A 16814-nucleotide genomic window follows, 5' to 3' on the forward strand; every position below is an offset into this window, starting at 1 on the left:
AGGTCCATCACGGTGTCCGCGCCCCAGCGGATCGACCAGACCATCTTGTCGACTTCGGATGCGACATCAGAGGCGACCGCGCTGTTGCCGATATTGGCGTTGATCTTGACCAGGAAGTTGCGCCCGATCGCCATCGGCTCGCTTTCGGGGTGGTTGATGTTTGACGGGATGATCGCCCTGCCCCGCGCCACTTCATCGCGCACAAATTCGGGCGTCACATAATCGGGGATCGCAGCGCCAAAGCTTTCGCCGTCGCGGATATATTCCTTGAGCCGCGCGCGGCCCAGATTTTCGCGCTCCGCCACATATTCCATCTCGGGCGTGATGATGCCGCGGCGGGCATAGTGCATCTGGCTGACATTCATGCCGGGTTTTGCGCGAAGCACCTGCTGCTTCACATTGGGGAAAGGCGCGACGCCACCGCTGCGGTCAGGGCCGAGTTGGCCATTATCTTCAGGGCGCACCTGCCGCTGTTCCTTTTGCTCGACATCACCGCGCGCCAATATCCAGTCGCGGCGCAATTCGGGCAGGCCCTTGGCGATGTCTATGGTCGCATTGGGATCGGTATAAGGGCCGCTGGTGTCATAAACGCGCACCGGCGGTTCGCCGCTTGAGGGCTCCAGATAAATCTCGCGCATCGCGACCTTTAGCGGGCCGACATGGATCTTTTTCGAACCACGGATAGGTCCGGTGGTGACGGCGGGTTGTTCTGTGCGTGCGGGGGCGTCGCCCATGTCTCTTCTCCATATCAACGGAGAAAGGGCGGAGTTTCGAATGAAGCCGCTCCCTCCCTCCGCCTGTGCTAACAGGTTCAGGTTCAACGGGTCGGATGGAGCTTACCCATCCCTCTCAGCCACAGCAGGCTCCCCGGGGATGACCCGTTCCTATCGCAAATGCTGTTTGCAGGCAAAATGAATATCGTTCGTCGACGCGTCGGCCAATTTGGTCGAGCATTTACCTCGCTTGATAGAAGGACGGTTCCCTTGCCAGCCAATCCGCCTAAATGGGTGGCAACCCGCTGAAGAGGAGTTGAAAATGCGTTTCCGCCCTGCCCGCTTTGCCGCCCTGATGCTTGCCTGCACCGCCGCCATCGCCACCTCCCCCGCAATGGCGCAAGCCGAGCCGGACAAGAATGCCGATATCGTCGTCAAAGGGCGGACCGAAGAGCTGCGCTACATGCTCAAGGACATGCTCAACGAATCCGCTTCGTCGAAGCAGATCGGTCGCTTCGAACAAAGGCTGTGCCCCAAGGTCGTCGGCTTCCCCGCCGACTGGAGCAAGATGCTGGAAGATATGGTGCGCAAAAATGCGACCACCGCTGGCCTGAAATTGCAAAAGGAAGGTTGTGAACCCAATGCGATGATCATCTTCATCGATGAGCCGCAGCGGCTGGTTTCCGAAATGGGCAAGGCCCTGCCCGAATTTTTCGGCCATATGACCGAGGAACAGCGCACCGCCCTCTCCGCGTCCTATCGCCCGGTCTATAGCTGGCGCGTCACCGATATCCGCTCCAGCCGCGGGGTCGAGCTGAAAAAGACCGACAGCTTCAACGGCGAAGCATCGAACGCCTATGTGGTGCGAAACGCCCAGGCAACGCGGACGAGCGAGAATACGCGACAGGATATTCTGCTCTCTTTTGCGGTGATGGATATTGCCAAGACCGAAGGCAAATCGCTGCGCCAGCTCGCCGATATGGCAACGATGCACCTGTTGCTCGATCTCAGCCAGGAGGCCGAAAGCGTTGCGTCTCCGGACTCGATCCTGACCCTGTTCGGCGCGACCTCTGATGCCGCCGCCCTGCCAAAGCGGATGTCGGTGATGGATAAATCGATGCTGACAGGCACCTATAAATTCCGCAACAACGCTTTGAAGGCCGGTCAGCAACGCGGGATGATCGCGAAGGAAATCAAGGAAGCCGACGAAAAGGCAATCGCCGCTGACGGATCGCGCTAAACAGCCTCGGCTTGCATCCCATACGGTCGTCAGCCTAAGGCAGCCGCATGGCAAACCCGACTGCAGACGAAATCCGCGCGCTGGCCGATTCCAATGGCGAACTGGCGCTTCGCGTTGTACCCGGGGCCAAGGTCGAGCGCGCGGCCATCGAAAATGGGAACCTCAAATTATGGACGCGCACCGCCCCCGAAGATGGCAAGGCGACAAAATCGGTGCTGGCGCAACTGGCCGGGCTGCTCGGGATAGCCGCGCGCGACATTGAACTGGTCAGCGGGGCGACTAGCCGCGAAAAACGCGTCCGTATCAAGCAAGTGTAACGGGTTAAATCCAGCCGTTCGATTTCAGCAACAGGCGGCGTTCGCGCGATACCGGCACGTCCAGCCCGTTCGTCAGGCGCAACTGCAGCCCATTTCCGGCTGCCACCACCTCAGCAACCGAATGGCGCGCGACCCACCAGCTGCGATGGACGCGCAGGCCTTCGATCCCGCCCACCGCATTTTCGGCATCGCCCATTCGCAACAGCACCAGCGTATTTCCTGCATCGGTATAGACCCGCAGATAATGATCCTCGGTCTTCATGCAGAGGATATTCCTGCCCAGATGGCGCGGCAGCTTGTCGAACAGAATCTGCTCTGCGCCCGCTGACAGGCTGGATGCTGTTTCGGCGAAAAGGGGCTGCGATGCCGCAATGTGGACCGCATCATATCGGAGGATCAGGTGGATGATATATTGCAGCGGCAGGCACAAAATGGCCACCGACGGAAATAGCTGCCAGAAGGCCGACAGCCGGATATCGCCGTTGAGAGCCGGGCCCAACGCATGGACGATCAAGGTCGTGGGTATGGCGGCAATGATTGCCGAGAGCGGCAGCCAGATGCGCGGCGCAATATCCCTGGTCCGGGCAAAGCCCTGCGCCACCATCTGCAGGGCGTAAAGCAAATAGCAGCCAAAGATGCTCGACAGTGCCCAGAAGGCCGCAAGCTCCCACATATTGAAGATTTCGGCGGTGTGAAAAGGCGCAAGCAGCGCGAGCAAAAGTCCCGTTGCAACAGCAAGACCCAGAATCTTGCTGTGCGCTGTCGCAGAAGCTGGGTGGCTGGTTTCAGGCATCGGGGCGCTTCTCTAGCATTTCGTGCAGACATTTCCACCGTTCACGAAGCGCGAACCGGTATTCGCGCAATCCTGCTTGCCGCCCCGGCCCTGGCTTGCCCATTTCTGGACGCACCGGTTCGGCAACACCCCCAAGCGCCAGCCGCTCCCAACATTATACAGGAACCCGATATGCGAAATTCAATCTGGCTGTTGCCGATACTCTTTTACGCAGCGTCCCCAATCACGCCCGCCGAAAGCAAAGACTGCGCTGAAAAGGACGGTCTGGTTCTGACACTCAAAGTTGACGGCGTCCGGTCGTCCAAGGGTCAGATACGGGCAGAACTTCTCGGCAAGCAAGCCGGCGAAGCCAAAGCCAAGACGGTGACTTATGGCGTCAAGGATGCGCAGACCGGAAGCGTGCTGATCGAATTTCCGGGCCTCGCCCCCGGCGACTATGCCGTCCAGCTTTACCATGACGAAAATGCCAATGGCAAAGTCGACATGAACATGGTCGGCATTCCGCTCGAAGGCTTCGGCTTTTCCAATACCCCGATGGTGACAGGCGGCATTCCGGAATTTGACAAGATGAAAGTCTCCCTGTCCGCCGACAGCACCACCACCGCTGTACTGGCCTATGCGCCATGACTGGCCCGCAAAATATGGAGGCCAGCCGGCGCCGCTTCCTGATGGGCTCTGCGGGCGGTCTTGCAGCCTTGGCAACCGCGCGCGGCCTGCCGGCCTTTGCGCAAGACCCCTATCATCCCATCAATGAGATCGCCCCTGCTTTCACCAAGGCCCGAGCATCCGATCCCCGCCTCATCGCCTTTGCCAATGCGCCGGGCGAGTTCGATTTTGCGCATGTTCGCGTGGAGGGCAAAATACCCAAAGGACTGCGCGGAGCCTTCTACCGCAACGGTCCGGCGCTGTTCGAGCGCGACGGTGTCCGCTACCGGCACTGGTTCGACGGCGATGGTCTGGTGCAGCGTTGGGCGGTCGGACCGTCGGGCATCGGCTATCGCGGTCGTTTTGTCGCAACACACAAGCGTTCGTTGGAGGAAAAAGCCGGCAAGTTCGTCGTCGCCACCTCGGGCGGCGGCATTGCCATCAAGGCACCGCTAACCGGATCCGACAGCACCAATCCGTCCAACACCAGCATCCTGCCGGTCGACGGCGCGATGTGGGCCTTGTGGGAGGGTGGCAGCGCGGTCCGCATGGACGCCGAAACACTTGCGACCGAAGGCTATGTCGATCTGGGCGAAGGCAGCAAGGGGGCCCCATTCAGCGCACATCCGCGTGTCGGAGAAGACGGCCGCATCTGGAATGTCGGTTCGCTCGGGTCGCGCGTCCTACTCTACCGGCTGAGCAAAGCAGGCAAGCTGGAACTGGCGCGCATCCAGCCACTCGGTCAGCCTGGCTATTATCACGACTTCCTTCTGACCAGTCGTTCGCTGGTCGTAATTCAATGTTCGACCCAATCTGACGCCACCCGTTCGATCGAAAATGGCAGCTTTGGAAGTATGCGAGCTGTTCCCGGCAAGCCCATGAAAGTACATATTTTTGACCGTGAAACTTTTGATCTGATACGCCAGACGGAACTGCCCGAGGGCTTCGTTTTCCATTTCGGCAATGGCTGGGAAGAAGAAGACGGCACGATCCGTTTTGACATGGCGCATGATGGCAATGCCGACCTGATGCTCGAATTTTTCAAGCCGATGCGCGGCATCTTTCCGGATTGGAACGCGCGCGCCTACCGGGTCACCCTGCCCGTCAAGGGCGCCCCACTGGTCGAACCTCTGCATCAGCGGGTTGAATTTCCGAAGGTCAACCCGCGCGTCGAAACCCGGCGCAACCGCTTTGTCTATATGAGTACAACGGCGACGCCCGGACGCACCGACTGGTTTGATGCGGTGGTCAAGATCGACATGGAAAACGGCAAGGATCAGATATTCCGCTATGGCCCGGAATGGATGATCGAGGAACATCTGTTCGTTCCCCGCCCCGGCGGCGTCGAGGAAGATGACGGCTGGCTGGTGGGGACAGCGCTCAATTGGAAGAAGCAGAAAAGCGCATTCACCATATTTGACGCGGCGCATCCGGAGCGAGGCTTCCTTGCCCGTGCTTGGCTCGATGTCGCCATGCCACTCGGTCTGCATGGCCAATTTGTGTCCGCATCAAGCTGACATCTTAGAGATCGCACTTTGCCAAAAGCAGTGGTGCGCAGGAGCGGGAAGACCCACGCCACCCCGCAATCTTCCCGCTCCCATACATATACCGAAAACCCGATCAGCTGGGTAGCGGTCAGGCAGCTTTCCAGTCGGCTGCCGTGCTGAAAGCCGGGAGCGCTTTACTGCCCACCGGCTTTTCGACATCATCATAATATCCAGGTGGCAGATTGGATATGGGCATTCCTGCCGCCGCCATCATATAGGGGGAAACGCGTCGGCTGGTGCACAAGCCACCATTGCCGTCATTGACCAGCCGCTCTTCGAATTCGAGCCCCTGCTGCGAGCCCATCGACCGCACAACGGTTGATATCGCAAGCTGGCCATCGCCAAAATCGAGCACGAACTTTGTACCGAGCGGGACATCGACAATGCCTTCAATCAACGCACCTGTGACCGAGAGATTGCGCAGCACAATATTGTAATAATGGTTTTCGTGGATCGCCCCGATCTTGCGATACATCGTCATGCGATCACCGCGCTGGACGGCAGGGCCGGCCGGGGTAATCTCCCAGTCGCCCGCTTCACATTTCGCGAGCAACTGCTCGTTGCTGACCGGCTGGCTGTACACATAGCCCTGGACATGGCTGACTTGCAAATCGCGGATCAGATCGAGCTGGTCGAGCGATTCAATGCCCTCCGCCGTTGTCTCCATACCCAAGGCATCGGCAAGGGCAACGATCGCCGAAATTATCGCTCCGTTGCGCGAGCCGGGTTCGGTCGCCCCGCGCACAAAGCTCTGGTCGATCTTGATTTTGTCGAAAGGCGCCGTCTTCAGATAGCCAAGCGAAGAATAACCGGTCCCGAAATCATCCAGCGCCAGCCGGACGCCAATGTCTTTCAACAGCTGAAACTTCGAATCGGTATCATCCGAATCCTGCAGGAACACGCTTTCCGTGATTTCCAGTTCCAGTCGTTCCGGTGGCAAGCCAGAAACCGCCAGCGCATCCTTTATCACCTTGGGCAGCGTGTCTTTGGCAAACTGGATCGGCGACACATTCACTGCCACCTTCATCTTGCCAGGCCAGGTTGCCGCCTGTTCGCACGCTTTGCGCAACGCCCATTCGCCCAGCTCGCCAATCATATTGGCATCCTCTGCGATCGGGATGAACAAGGCTGGAGAGATGTTGCCTCGCTCCGGGTGGTTCCAGCGCATCAGCGCTTCGAACCCGGTCACGATGTTGGTCTGAGCATTGACCACAGGCTGGTAGGCGAGCCAAATTTCGTCGCGCGCCAATGCATCGCGCAAATCTTCTTCCAAAACGCGGCGATCCTCGGCTGCCTGCAGCAGATCGCTCGAATAGAAACGGAAACGCCCGCGACCGCTCCCCTTTGCCGCATAAAGCGCAAGGTCGGCATTGCGAACCAGTTCCTCGCTCGACTGCCCGTCAAAGGGGCTGACGGCGATGCCGACCGATGCACCGATGATGCAGCGGCTGCCGTCGATCGAATAGGGGTGCGACAGGCTGCGGATGATCTTGTCCGCCATGTCGCCCAGATTGCCCCGGTCTTCCTCGTCCTGCAGGATGATCTGGAATTCGTCGCCGCCCAGACGGCTGACCTTTTCCTTGTCTCCCACCACCTTGATCAGCCGGTCGGCAACCTGTTTCAGCAGGGCATCGCCCGCCGGATGGCCGAGCGTATCATTCACCTGCTTGAACCGGTCGAGGTCGATCAGCATGATCGCGCAGGCGCGTTTTTGGAGCTGGAAGGCCGATAAGGTGCTTTCGAGCAACTTGGCCATGCGGTGTCTGTTCAGCAGCCCGGTCAATGCGTCATAGGTCGCCAGCCGATCATTGTCCTTTGACGCACGGCGCTGTTCGGTGATGTCGGTGCCGCTGCCGCGATAACCGGCAAATTCGCCATTGGCATTATGATAGGGCCGACCCGAAACCGCCCACCAGATTTCCTCTTCTGTTTCGGAGGCTTGCAATGCAAGATCGTCAAATTTTGACTGGCGCATCAGCACCCAAGGCAAAGTACGCTGCCGGTCTTCGCTGCTGTCGGGTTTCAGGAATAGCTCGACAAAGTCCTTGCCGGCCAGTTCGTCGCAAGATTTTCCCAGTCGCTGGCACACCGACTGGCTCAAATAGGTTATGCGGCCTTCCGCGTCGGTCGACCAGAACCAGCCACGCCCGCTTTCTTCAAAATTCTGCAGTAATAACAACGCGTCTTTCGACGTCGCAGCGGGCGACGCCGTTGGTTGGCGCTGACCCAGCTTACCCAGCAAACCGCGCGCAGGCGGCTCAGCCGATTTCTCGCTGTTAGTTCCCCATGAAAATTTTCTTGCGGCCATTTTGTTCTGGTTTCCTGTCGGATTACCAGTCGCGTCTATCCTTCTCGCGTTTCAGAAGCGTAAACAGCATGCAGATCGACCAAATCTGCTCAAAAATTTACAATAAGATACTATAAGCCGAGCCAATTTGGTCGACTGGGCGTCAATTGGGCGGGACAGCCTCCCAGCTGTAAATCCCAGCGTCGGCCTGCAGCGCCAGATGCAATTGCGTGCCGCGGATGGTGTAGCTGCGGATGTAGCCCATATCGCGAGCGATCGTGCTATCCATCGCGCCCGGCTGGCACAGCGCGCGAGTCATTGCGCCACCGCTGATTGTCAGGCCGCCGCCGGTCGGAGAGCTCGGCTGTGCTTCCCACTTTCCTGCCAGACGGTTGCAATCGAGCTGCGCCGAGAGCGAGCCGTCGCTCGCAAAGGTCAGCACATATTTTTCGGGATTGGGCGGGATTTTGGTGCCGATGCTGTCGTCGGACGACTGGAACTGCACCAGCCGCCAGCTCGTACCCGGCAGGCCGCGGGTGATGGGCGGGCTCACCGGCGGTTGCACCTGCGGCGGATTGGCCGGATCAAATTCAAAGCAACTGAGTTCTTCACCATTGGGTTCCGTCCATGTCGCATCCTTGCCCTTGCCGCGCAGGCTGTGGCTATCTCCGCTGTAAGAATAGCCTGATCCGGTCGGCTGTTGCACCAGATTATAGATATTGGCCCCCACCTTCACTGCGGCCTTTTCGCCGGTAAAGGTCACATCCAGACGCTTTCCGACACCGCACATAAAGCTGGCTTCTACCGCTTCCGTGGGCGGCGCGACGGTTTCGTCACCATAGGTCGCGCATCCTGCCAGCAACGTCACGGATGCAAGCGCCGATATCGGCTTTCGCATAACCTTTACTCCTGCAATTGGCGGGTTCGTTTGAATTCAGTTCCTGTAGCTGGGGTCGATCCGGTCGAGCTTGCGCAGCAGCGCCGGCCAGGCGAGGCTTTGGGCGACCATCGCCATTCCACCAGGAGGCGACTGCCCCTCAACCTTGCCCTCGACGCCCTGTGGCGGGGTGTGCAGATTTTCGCGGCCTGCCGAGAGCATCTTGACCTGCGCATCGCAGGCACGCTCGAGGAAATAGAGCCGCATAAAGCAATCCGCGACGCTCTGCCCCACCGCCAGCGTGCCATGGTTGCGCAGGATCATCGCATGCTTTTCACCCAGATCCTCGACCAGCCGTTCGCGTTCATCGAGGTCGGTCGCGATGCCTTCATATTCATGATAGGCGACATTATGCTTGGCGATCATCGCGGTCTGCGTGTGCGGCAACAGCCCTTCGGCCATCGCGCTTACGGCCTGACCTGCGGGCGTGTGCAGGTGCATCACCGCATGTGCATCCTCGCGCGCCATGTGGATTGCCGAGTGGATGGTGAAACCGGCGGGGTTCACCGGATGCGCGGTCGGCACCACCGGCTGTCCCTCGACATCGATCTTGACGAGCGAGGAGGCGGTAATCTCCTCGAACATCATGTCATAGGGGTTGATCAGGAAATGATGCTCGGGCCCCGGCACGCGCGCCGACAAATGGGTGAAGATCAGGTCATCCCAGCCATAATGCGCGACAAGGCGATAGGCGGCGGCTAGATCGACGCGGACGGCCCACTCCTCTTCGCTAACAGTGCTCCGGATATGGTCGTCATTGGCGGCGGTGGCCGTGTTCATCATTACGGACATATTTCTCTCCTTATATTCCGGCCTATTCCATCGCGCGCTTGTACACGCTGGTCTTGGGCTTTTCGAACAGCTTCATCACCATCGGCTCGAAAAATTCGAGCGGCAAGGTGTCATAATCGGGGTCGAATGCCGGGCAGTCATATTTCTCGATAAACTCTGCGGTCGCGGCATAATAGGGATGGTCGGCAAACTGGTCGCGCATGTTGCGATCGAGGCCGAGATAGTGGAAGAAATTATAGCCCTGGAAAATGCCATGATGCTGCACGATCCACAGCAGCTCTTCGGACACGAAAGGCTTCAGGATCGCGGCGGCGATATCGGGGTGGTTATAGGCGCCGAGCGTATCGCCAATATCGTGGAGCAGCGCCATCACCACATAATCCTCGTCGCGCCCGTCGCGATAGGCGCGCGTCGCGGTTTGCAGGCAGTGGGTCAGCCGGTCGACCGCAAAGCCGCCGCAATCGCCCTCCAGCAAGCGCAGATGGTCAAGCACCCGCGCCCCGCCATTGGCGGAAAAAGGCTTCATGTGCGTCATGATGATGTCCCAGTCTTCCTGGGTGCCATCGCTCATCGTGTGGAACTGCGCAGTCTTCTCCAGCAGATCGGTCATCGTCTCTCTCCTCGTCGCGCAAGACGATTCACCGAAATGCCGCGGATTGCAAGGGGGGAGCGCCCCTACCCCTTCCCGTCGTGCAGCATCTGGTTGGTGACCCCGGGGCGTAAAGGCGCTTCGCAGCGGATACACACGCCCTGCCGGTCGGCATCGGCGAACATCCGCTTGCGCATCAGATCAAACTTCGCCTCCAGCCGCGCCTTGGATTCCTCATAGCTGGGCGGTTTCCACTTGCCGCCATGTTTCTTGAAGGTCCAGCCCGCCTTCCATTCCTCAAAACTCAGCACATCCTCCGCTTTCTCGCCCAGTCTGCCACCCGACATATCGCCGCGCTTGATCAGCAGGCCGAGCATCGCATCCGACGGCTCGATCTTGCGCTGATATTCCTCGCCCTTGCGGATGATGACGGTCTCGCGCCCCTCGACCGCGCGCTGATAGGCAATCGCGATCAGCCCCTGCCGCGACCGGGCAAGCGCCTCCTCCCACGCGGCGGCGAACAGCGGAAAGCGCCGCTGCGCCCGCCGCGCCGCCACCGCAGACATCCCTGCCACCCGCGCCGCATCCTTGACACAGCCGGTATGCGCCAGCGTATCGAAAAAGCGCTGCACCCGTTGCTGGTTCCACCCGTCATGCCGCTTGGGATAGCCGGGCATCAGCTTGGCAAAGTCGACCTTGGGGCCGGAGGGGATATGCTGCGGCGGGTTGGCGGAGGCAGCTGCCAGATCATCTTCCGGCTTGCGTTTGCGCGCCATTACCACTCCTCCTCGGGGCAATCATGCGCATCGCCATCGTCGAGAATGGAAAAATAGCAGGGCGCGCAAAAGCCGAGCGTCTTCAGCTCGGCGGCGGCCCAGTCAAATTCCTTGCGCAGATCGTGGAGATAATCGACCAACTGCGTCGTCCGCTCGGTCTTCGCCAATTCGTTGATCATCGCCTGCAACCCCGCCAATTTGGGCGAGAGAGGGAGCGATGGCGTTTTGGGCGCAAGCGGCGGCACCTTGCGCGGGGGGAGTTTGGGGGCGGGCATATCCGCGATTTCCTTTCCGGGTTAGAGAAACGAATCGCGGATAACCTATATGGTTATATGTAGGACAGCAGATTTTCCAATCCTCCCCATCGACTTGCGATGGGGAGGGGGACCGCGCGCCGTAGTGAAACGAAGGCGGGTGGTGGAGGGGAAACGAGCGCAACTCGCTCGAAACCGTTGCAATTCCCCTCCGTCAGTTGCTGCGCAACTGCCACCTCCCCATCGCAAGTCGATGGGGAGGATTAAAGCTATCGCGGCTTTGCAAAGCCCCCAAGTCGTGCGAGAGCGCCGCAACCCACAAAAGGAAACCCCATGATCCCCATCGTCACCCGGGGGGTCAGGGCCTGCCTGTTACGCCATCGAGGTTTGAGGCCATTTTGTTCAGTGCAAGGCGGCAAGGCGCAGGCTTAGTGGATCTAAGTCCAGCTTTGCCAACGCAGCAATGGACAAAATGGACCAAATCCCTTGGACGCCAAAATGGCTTCAATCTCGAAACGAAGCGGCCTTTCAGTTAGAACCACTATCCGATGCGTCCGCTTCCTTCCGATATTTTTGCCATTTTGACGCCTCGATGGCGTAACAGGCAGGTCCTGACCCCAAACACCCGCGGCCAGAAAATCTCGGTCAATGCGGAGATTGTGCAATTTGTGAAGGCCGCCGACAACGCGCCCGATGAATGCCTGGTGGTATTCGGCAAAGACCAGCTGCTGCGCGTGCGCGGGACGCTGGAGGAAGTGACGCAAGTTTTGAGTGAGGGGTGAGGTTTCGACACTCTGCTGAGCATCAAGTCTCTGAAAATTCGATGGGCAAACAGTCTAGTCCATATAACGGACTACAGCGTTCCGATCCAGTTGGTCTGCGGGCACCAACCGATAATGGCGCTCCTGCACGACTTTTACTTCATCGTCCTGAACCGTCAGTTCGAACAAAGCCACTGATCCATCGGGCATAAACTGAGCGGAAATTGCTCTGCATCGCATGCCGGGAAACTTATTTTCTGCAAACCTTATGTCTTGCGTTGTTTGCACAACGCCAATTTGATCCTTACCGCCTTTCGCCTGCACCGGGATTACATAATGACAGCCGTACCGGTCCAAACCAACGTACAGTTCGTCTATCTCAATCTGTCCGATCCCACTGACTGTTGTGCGAAGATGATTTTGCAGACTGTAAGTCGTCAGACCTAAAAATGTGTCGATCAAACGATTGTATCGAACGATTGCTAGGAGCGCTTGTTCATCGTCCAATGCATAAGCTCGGATGATTTCAGGTGTTGCATCCGGTATGCCGACTTTTGCTAGATCGTCACGCGGGACTATCCTAGTCGCTTTAACCAGCTTGAACCGATATTGTGCCCGGCCTGCTAATTCTATTACCCACTCACGTCCATCCGTTTGGGTCGCAAGAACACGCGACGGCAGCGGCGTCCGGAAACGCATTGCGTAAATAACGTCGCCCAAATTCTCAGGAAGTTCTATGCCCAACTTCGCCGCATGCGCCTTGATTTCGGGACGAGCAAATTCGAACTCGATCTTACCAGTTGCATAATGTTCAAAAAATATGCTCTCGATAAGCGCTTGATACCTGTTGGCGGCAGGAACTTTAGCCATAAGCCAACATCCGAGCTTCTTCTATCTCCAACTGCTTGCGCTTCTTGGCTCCGCTCTTCCGATCTCGCTTTGACGGTGGCGCTTCTACCTGAAAGTGGCGGGCGGCTTGCGACACTGTCATTCGTAACAGGTCAGTCACACCCAAATCCACCGTTTCGAATGGCCGTTCCGGCTTCACTTCCAGAGCACGCATCACACGCTCAGCAACTGCTCTTGCCAGCGGTGGAGGCACTGAATTCCCAATTTGCCGGGCGCCATGCCATTTGGTTTCATTGAAGCGGAACCAATCTGGATAGCCATGCAGCCGCGCCATTTCTCTAACTGTCACACAGCGATCATGCTTGTGATGGATCGGACGCGGACTAGTAAATGCACCACGCGCACCATCGGTCCCCGCCCGTAATGTGTTGCTCAGTCCATCAGGCGCAAGTTTATAGAAACGTGAAATCGGTTCGGTTGTGCCGCCTTTGGTTTCCGAAAACCGGCGACGCGATATAGCCGTATGATCAGTCCGAAAGCTGGATGTGAGCAGCGAAGAGTCCCAATTGCGAACATATCCATAGTGCCACGAGTCGTTTGCTAAACAACGTAATTCTTTCGCATAAGAACTTGGGCTGCCCCATATTTCAGGACGCACTTCGTCTGTTTCGCGTAGCATTTCGAACAGATCGGCATCTGGCAAATCATCCAGAGCATCAGACACGGTTGGCCCACTTTTGCAGTGCGCAACAACTTTACCCTTTCGATCCGCTGGTTTGCTCCAGAAAGCCGGATAGCAAGGAAGCTTTCGAGGGCGCTGCGCTCCAAAGAGGATCAACCGCTCTCGGTGCTGAGGAACACCGAAATTCGCTGCATCCAACACCTGCCAAGGGACAAGTACATCATAGCCCAATTCGTCGGCAGTAGCGACAATCTCATCGAGAAACTTCCTGTGGTTCCCAAGAGTTAGACCCTTTACGTTTTCAAATACGAAGTAGCTTGCGTCTAGTTCCCAAACTATCCGAAGGAAGTCCCTAACCAGACTGTTACGAGGATCATCAAACGCTCTCTGCCCAATCATTGAAAAGCCCTGGCAGGGCGCACCGCCGAACACGACATCGACTTTCCGTTTACCTATGCCAGCAGCGACTCTAATTTCATTGCCGGACAAACCCACGACCGACCGAGGCAAAATTGCACAATTCGGAAAATTATACTTGTGAACTGCACAATGCACAGGATCGATCTCAACGGCAGCAATGACGTCGAAGCCAGCTTGCTCGAAGCCGAGACTCATACCACCAGCTCCGGCGAACAGGTCTATTCCGATAGGTCGCGCCAAATTTACCTCACTCAACTTTCTGTCGGACATTCAATCGAGATAATCGATTTGTTCTAACTTCGTTCTTACCGTAAATGGTGAGTGATTCCAACCCCCGTCTCACATTGCCAGATTTCGAACCAGCGCCAAGAAGTTTCTGTGTTTCCCCCCACCAAAGTCTCCCCCTCCCCCTCTTGCCCCCCCCCCCCCATCGCGCTAAGGCGCGCGCGATAGTCGAATCTCCCGCTTCTCCCGCCTTCGCCAAGGCTTCGGCGGACAAGCCGCTGGGACACACACCAAATAAGGGGACCCATTATGACCGCCGTTGGACAAGACTCGCTTGGCACCCGCTCGACGCTGAACGTCGGGGGCAAATCCTATGCTTATTACTCCTTGAAAAAAGCGGCGGAAAAGCTGGGCGATGTGTCGCGCCTGCCCTTTAGCATGAAGGTGCTGCTCGAAAATCTGCTGCGTTTTGAAGATGGCGGCTTCACCGTTTCAACCGCCGATGCGCAGGCGCTGGTCGATTGGCAGAAGAACCCCACCGAAAGCCAGAACGAAATCCAGTATCGCCCCGCGCGCGTGCTGTTGCAGGATTTCACCGGCGTTCCTTGCGTCGTCGATCTCGCCGCGATGCGCGATGCGATTGCAAAGCTGGGCGGCGATACCAGCAAGATCAACCCGCTGGTCCCCGTCCACCTCGTCATCGACCACTCGGTGATGGTCGACGAATTCGGCCACCCCAAGGCGTTCGAACAGAATGTCGAGATCGAATATTACCGCAATGGCGAACGCTATGACTTCCTGAAATGGGGCAGCAAGTCGCTCGACAATTTCAAGGCGGTTCCCCCGGGCACCGGCATTTGCCACCAGGTGAATTTGGAGCATATCGCGCAGGCGGTGTGGACCTCGACCGATCAGGATGGCGCGACCGTCGCTTACCCCGACACCTGCGTCGGCACCGACAGCCACACGACGATGATCAACGGGCTGGGCGTGCTCGGCTGGGGCGTGGGCGGGATTGAGGCGGAGGCCGCGATGCTGGGCCAGCCGGTATCGATGCTGATCCCCGAAGTTGTCGGTTTCAAGCTGACCGGCTCCTTGGGCGAAGGCATCACTGCGACCGATCTGGTGCTGACGTGCACGCAGATGCTGCGCGCGCATGGCGTGGTGGGCCGCTTCGTCGAATATTATGGCCCGGGCCTCGCCTCGCTGACCCTTGCCGACCGCGCGACGCTGGCCAATATGGCGCCCGAATATGGCGCGACCTGCGGCTTCTTCGGCATCGACGACAAGACGCTCGATTATATGCGCCTGACCGGCCGCAGCGACGAAGCCGTGGCGCTGGCCGAAGCCTATGCCAAGGAGCAGGGTTTCTGGATCGATCCTTCGGTTGAACCGGTTTTCTCCTCAACCCTCGAACTCGACATGTCGACGGTGCAGCCGTCGCTGGCGGGTCCGAAGCGGCCGCAGGACAAGGTTGTGCTGCAGCAGGTTGACGATGTGTTCAACAAGGACCTCGCCGAAGTGTACAAGCATGACGGTTTCAAGCGCGTGCCGGTGGAAGGCAAATCGCACGACATTGGCGACGGCGACGTTGTGATTGCGGCGATTACCTCGTGCACCAATACGAGCAATCCGGGCGTGCTGGTGGCCGCCGGTCTGGTCGCGAAGAAGGCGAATGAGCGCGGGTTGAAGCCCAAGCCGTGGGTGAAGACTTCGCTTGCGCCGGGATCGCAGGTTGTGACCGACTATCTTGTGAAGGCCGGCTTGCAGGAGCATCTCGACGCGGTGGGCTTCAATCTGGTTGGCTATGGCTGCACCACCTGCATCGGCAACTCCGGGCCGCTGGCCGAACCGATTTCGAAGGCGATCAACGGCAATGATATTGTCGCCGCTTCGGTGATTTCGGGCAACCGCAACTTTGAAGGCCGCGTGTCGCCCGACGTGCGCGCCAATTTCCTCGCCAGCCCGCCGCTGGTGGTTGCTTATGCGCTCAAGGGCACGGTGACCGAGGATTTTACCACCACCCCGATCGGCAAAGGTTCCGATGGTGCGGACGTCTACCTCAAGGATATTTGGCCTTCAAATCAGGAGATTAGCGACCTGATGACCGCCAATGTCAGCCGCGACATGTTCCTCAGCCGTTATGCAAAGGTCTATCAGGGTGACGAACATTGGCAGGCGATACAGGTCGAAGGCAGCGAAACCTATCAGTGGCGCGCGGGCAGCACCTATGTCGCAAACCCGCCCTATTTCGAAGGTCTGGAGATGACCCCGGCCCCGGTTTCGGACATCATCGAAGCCAAGCCGCTGGCGATCCTTGGCGATTCAATCACCACCGACCACATCAGCCCCGCCGGCAGCATCAAGGCAGACAGCCCCGCCGGAAAATGGCTTATGGAACATCAGGTTAGCAAGTCCGACTTCAACAGCTACGGCGCCCGTCGCGGCCACCATGAAGTCATGATGCGTGGCACGTTCGCGAATATAAGAATCAAGAACGAAATGGTTCCCGGAATCGAAGGTGGTATGAGCCGCTACAGTGACGAAGTACTTCCAATTTACGATGTAGCCATGAAGCACAAGGCAGATGGTACTGCACTTGTTGTTATTGGGGGCAAGGAATATGGCACCGGTTCTTCGCGTGACTGGGCCGCGAAGGGAACCAATCTTCTTGGTGTAAAGGCCGTTATTGTCGAGAGCTTCGAGCGTATCCACCGTTCGAACCTTGTCGGCATGGGCGTGTTGCCGCTGCAGTTCAAGGAAGGTGAAAACCGCCAGAGCCTTGGCCTCGATGGCGATTGCAGCTTCACCATCACCGGCGTCGCCAATTTGAAGCCGCGCCAGACGGTGACAGTCAAGGTTACCCGCAAGGATGGCACGACCTTCACGTTCGACGCGCTGTGCCGCATCGATACCGCCAACGAGCTGGAATATTTCCTCAACGGCGGCATCCTGCACTATGTTTTGCGGAAATTGGCTGCCTGATG

The 16814-nt window shown here is 58.2% G+C and carries 16 protein-coding genes and 1 riboswitch; of the genes, 6 read left to right on the top strand and 10 right to left on the bottom strand.

Features of this window, described 5'->3' with window-relative positions:
* The coding region (locus PKC81_RS09880) for a phosphomethylpyrimidine synthase ThiC (protein WP_324335591.1) at positions 1–734 on the bottom strand (734 nt) is incomplete at its 3' end.
* Positions 735–771: 37 nt separating this feature from the next.
* A riboswitch (TPP riboswitch) is annotated at positions 772–880 on the bottom strand.
* 155 nt (positions 881–1035) lie between these two features.
* Between PKC81_RS09880 and PKC81_RS09885 the strand changes: the two genes are divergently transcribed.
* A complete protein-coding gene (locus PKC81_RS09885) occupies positions 1036–1953 on the top strand; it encodes a hypothetical protein (RefSeq protein WP_324335594.1) in 918 nt (305 codons plus the stop codon).
* Between the two features lie 47 nt (positions 1954–2000).
* Positions 2001–2270 carry a DUF167 domain-containing protein gene (locus PKC81_RS09890; RefSeq protein WP_324335596.1) on the top strand — a complete coding sequence of 90 codons (270 nt, stop codon included), beginning with the start codon at positions 2001–2003 and terminating at the stop codon, positions 2268–2270.
* A 4-nt stretch (positions 2271–2274) separates the two neighbouring features.
* Here PKC81_RS09890 and PKC81_RS09895 read toward each other — a convergent pair whose 3' ends face one another.
* The gene (locus tag PKC81_RS09895; RefSeq protein ID WP_324335598.1) at positions 2275–3063 is read right to left on the bottom strand and encodes a LytTR family DNA-binding domain-containing protein; all 789 of its coding nucleotides are present in this window, start codon (positions 3061–3063) and stop codon (positions 2275–2277) included.
* Positions 3064–3234: 171 nt separating this feature from the next.
* On the opposite strand from PKC81_RS09895, the gene PKC81_RS09900 reads away from it, so the two are divergent.
* Both PKC81_RS09900 and PKC81_RS09905 read left to right on the top strand, forming a co-directional pair.
* Positions 3235–3690 carry a DUF2141 domain-containing protein gene (locus tag PKC81_RS09900; protein WP_324335600.1) on the top strand — a complete coding sequence of 152 codons (456 nt, stop codon included), beginning with the start codon at positions 3235–3237 and terminating at the stop codon, positions 3688–3690.
* Positions 3691–3704: 14 nt separating this feature from the next.
* Positions 3705–5225: a carotenoid oxygenase family protein gene (locus tag PKC81_RS09905; RefSeq protein WP_324335602.1), complete on the top strand. Its 1521-nt coding sequence runs from the start codon at positions 3705–3707 to the stop codon at positions 5223–5225.
* Positions 5226–5343: 118 nt separating this feature from the next.
* Here the strand turns inward: PKC81_RS09905 and PKC81_RS09910 are convergent, their stop codons facing one another.
* The 6 genes from PKC81_RS09910 to PKC81_RS09935 form a co-directional block, all read right to left on the bottom strand.
* Positions 5344–7563 carry an EAL domain-containing protein gene (locus tag PKC81_RS09910; protein ID WP_324335605.1) on the bottom strand — a complete coding sequence of 740 codons (2220 nt, stop codon included), beginning with the start codon at positions 7561–7563 and terminating at the stop codon, positions 5344–5346.
* A 142-nt stretch (positions 7564–7705) separates the two neighbouring features.
* Positions 7706–8440, bottom strand: coding sequence for an META domain-containing protein (locus tag PKC81_RS09915; protein WP_324335606.1), 735 nt, complete (start codon positions 8438–8440; stop codon positions 7706–7708).
* 36 nt (positions 8441–8476) lie between these two features.
* Complete coding sequence (locus PKC81_RS09920) at positions 8477–9271, bottom strand: class II aldolase/adducin family protein (RefSeq protein ID WP_324335609.1); 795 nt, start codon at positions 9269–9271, stop codon at positions 8477–8479.
* 22 nt (positions 9272–9293) lie between these two features.
* Positions 9294–9881 carry an HD domain-containing protein gene (locus tag PKC81_RS09925; RefSeq protein ID WP_324335610.1) on the bottom strand — a complete coding sequence of 196 codons (588 nt, stop codon included), beginning with the start codon at positions 9879–9881 and terminating at the stop codon, positions 9294–9296.
* A 65-nt stretch (positions 9882–9946) separates the two neighbouring features.
* Positions 9947–10636: a hypothetical protein gene (locus PKC81_RS09930; protein ID WP_324335612.1), complete on the bottom strand. Its 690-nt coding sequence runs from the start codon at positions 10634–10636 to the stop codon at positions 9947–9949.
* Positions 10636–10911 carry a hypothetical protein gene (locus PKC81_RS09935; protein WP_324335614.1) on the bottom strand — a complete coding sequence of 92 codons (276 nt, stop codon included), beginning with the start codon at positions 10909–10911 and terminating at the stop codon, positions 10636–10638. Before PKC81_RS09935 ends, PKC81_RS09930 begins: the two co-directional genes overlap by 1 nt.
* 527 nt (positions 10912–11438) lie before the next feature.
* Here PKC81_RS09935 and PKC81_RS09940 point away from each other — a divergent pair.
* Positions 11439–11672, top strand: a complete 234-nt coding sequence (locus PKC81_RS09940; RefSeq protein WP_324335616.1) for a hypothetical protein — start codon at positions 11439–11441, stop codon at positions 11670–11672.
* A gap of 54 nt (positions 11673–11726) precedes the next feature.
* Here PKC81_RS09940 and PKC81_RS09945 read toward each other — a convergent pair whose 3' ends face one another.
* Together PKC81_RS09945 and PKC81_RS09950 are read right to left on the bottom strand one after the other, a co-directional pair.
* The gene (locus PKC81_RS09945) at positions 11727–12521 is read right to left on the bottom strand and encodes an endonuclease (RefSeq protein ID WP_324335617.1); all 795 of its coding nucleotides are present in this window, start codon (positions 12519–12521) and stop codon (positions 11727–11729) included.
* Positions 12514–13842 carry a DNA cytosine methyltransferase gene (locus PKC81_RS09950; protein ID WP_324335620.1) on the bottom strand — a complete coding sequence of 443 codons (1329 nt, stop codon included), beginning with the start codon at positions 13840–13842 and terminating at the stop codon, positions 12514–12516. The genes PKC81_RS09945 and PKC81_RS09950 overlap by 8 nt, the downstream gene beginning before the upstream one ends.
* A gap of 294 nt (positions 13843–14136) precedes the next feature.
* Here PKC81_RS09950 and acnA point away from each other — a divergent pair, with 294 nt between their 5' ends.
* Positions 14137–16812, top strand: coding sequence for an aconitate hydratase AcnA (gene acnA / locus PKC81_RS09955; protein WP_324335622.1), 2676 nt, complete (start codon positions 14137–14139; stop codon positions 16810–16812).
* Positions 16813–16814 lie beyond the last annotated feature (2 nt).

Origin of the sequence: Sphingorhabdus sp. (assembly GCF_035329025.1) — a bacterium.
GTDB lineage: Bacteria > Pseudomonadota > Alphaproteobacteria > Sphingomonadales > Sphingomonadaceae > Sphingorhabdus_B.

Excerpts from the sequence above, each read along its gene's own strand:
- PKC81_RS09885 (WP_324335594.1), top strand. The coding sequence starts at position 1,036 with ATGCGTTTCCGCCCTGCCCGCTTTGCCGCCCTGATGCTTGCCTGCACC.
- PKC81_RS09890 (WP_324335596.1), top strand. The coding sequence starts at position 2,001 with ATGGCAAACCCGACTGCAGACGAAATCCGCGCGCTGGCCGATTCCAAT.
- PKC81_RS09895 (WP_324335598.1), bottom strand. The coding sequence starts at position 3,063 with ATGCCTGAAACCAGCCACCCAGCTTCTGCGACAGCGCACAGCAAGATT.
- PKC81_RS09900 (WP_324335600.1), top strand. The coding sequence starts at position 3,235 with ATGCGAAATTCAATCTGGCTGTTGCCGATACTCTTTTACGCAGCGTCC.
- PKC81_RS09905 (WP_324335602.1), top strand. The coding sequence starts at position 3,705 with ATGGAGGCCAGCCGGCGCCGCTTCCTGATGGGCTCTGCGGGCGGTCTT.
- PKC81_RS09910 (WP_324335605.1), bottom strand. The coding sequence starts at position 7,563 with ATGGCCGCAAGAAAATTTTCATGGGGAACTAACAGCGAGAAATCGGCT.
- PKC81_RS09915 (WP_324335606.1), bottom strand. The coding sequence starts at position 8,440 with ATGCGAAAGCCGATATCGGCGCTTGCATCCGTGACGTTGCTGGCAGGA.
- PKC81_RS09920 (WP_324335609.1), bottom strand. The coding sequence starts at position 9,271 with ATGTCCGTAATGATGAACACGGCCACCGCCGCCAATGACGACCATATC.
- PKC81_RS09925 (WP_324335610.1), bottom strand. The coding sequence starts at position 9,881 with ATGACCGATCTGCTGGAGAAGACTGCGCAGTTCCACACGATGAGCGAT.
- PKC81_RS09930 (WP_324335612.1), bottom strand. The coding sequence starts at position 10,636 with ATGGCGCGCAAACGCAAGCCGGAAGATGATCTGGCAGCTGCCTCCGCC.
- PKC81_RS09935 (WP_324335614.1), bottom strand. The coding sequence starts at position 10,911 with ATGCCCGCCCCCAAACTCCCCCCGCGCAAGGTGCCGCCGCTTGCGCCC.
- PKC81_RS09940 (WP_324335616.1), top strand. The coding sequence starts at position 11,439 with ATGCGTCCGCTTCCTTCCGATATTTTTGCCATTTTGACGCCTCGATGG.
- PKC81_RS09945 (WP_324335617.1), bottom strand. The coding sequence starts at position 12,521 with ATGGCTAAAGTTCCTGCCGCCAACAGGTATCAAGCGCTTATCGAGAGC.
- acnA (WP_324335622.1), top strand. The coding sequence starts at position 14,137 with ATGACCGCCGTTGGACAAGACTCGCTTGGCACCCGCTCGACGCTGAAC.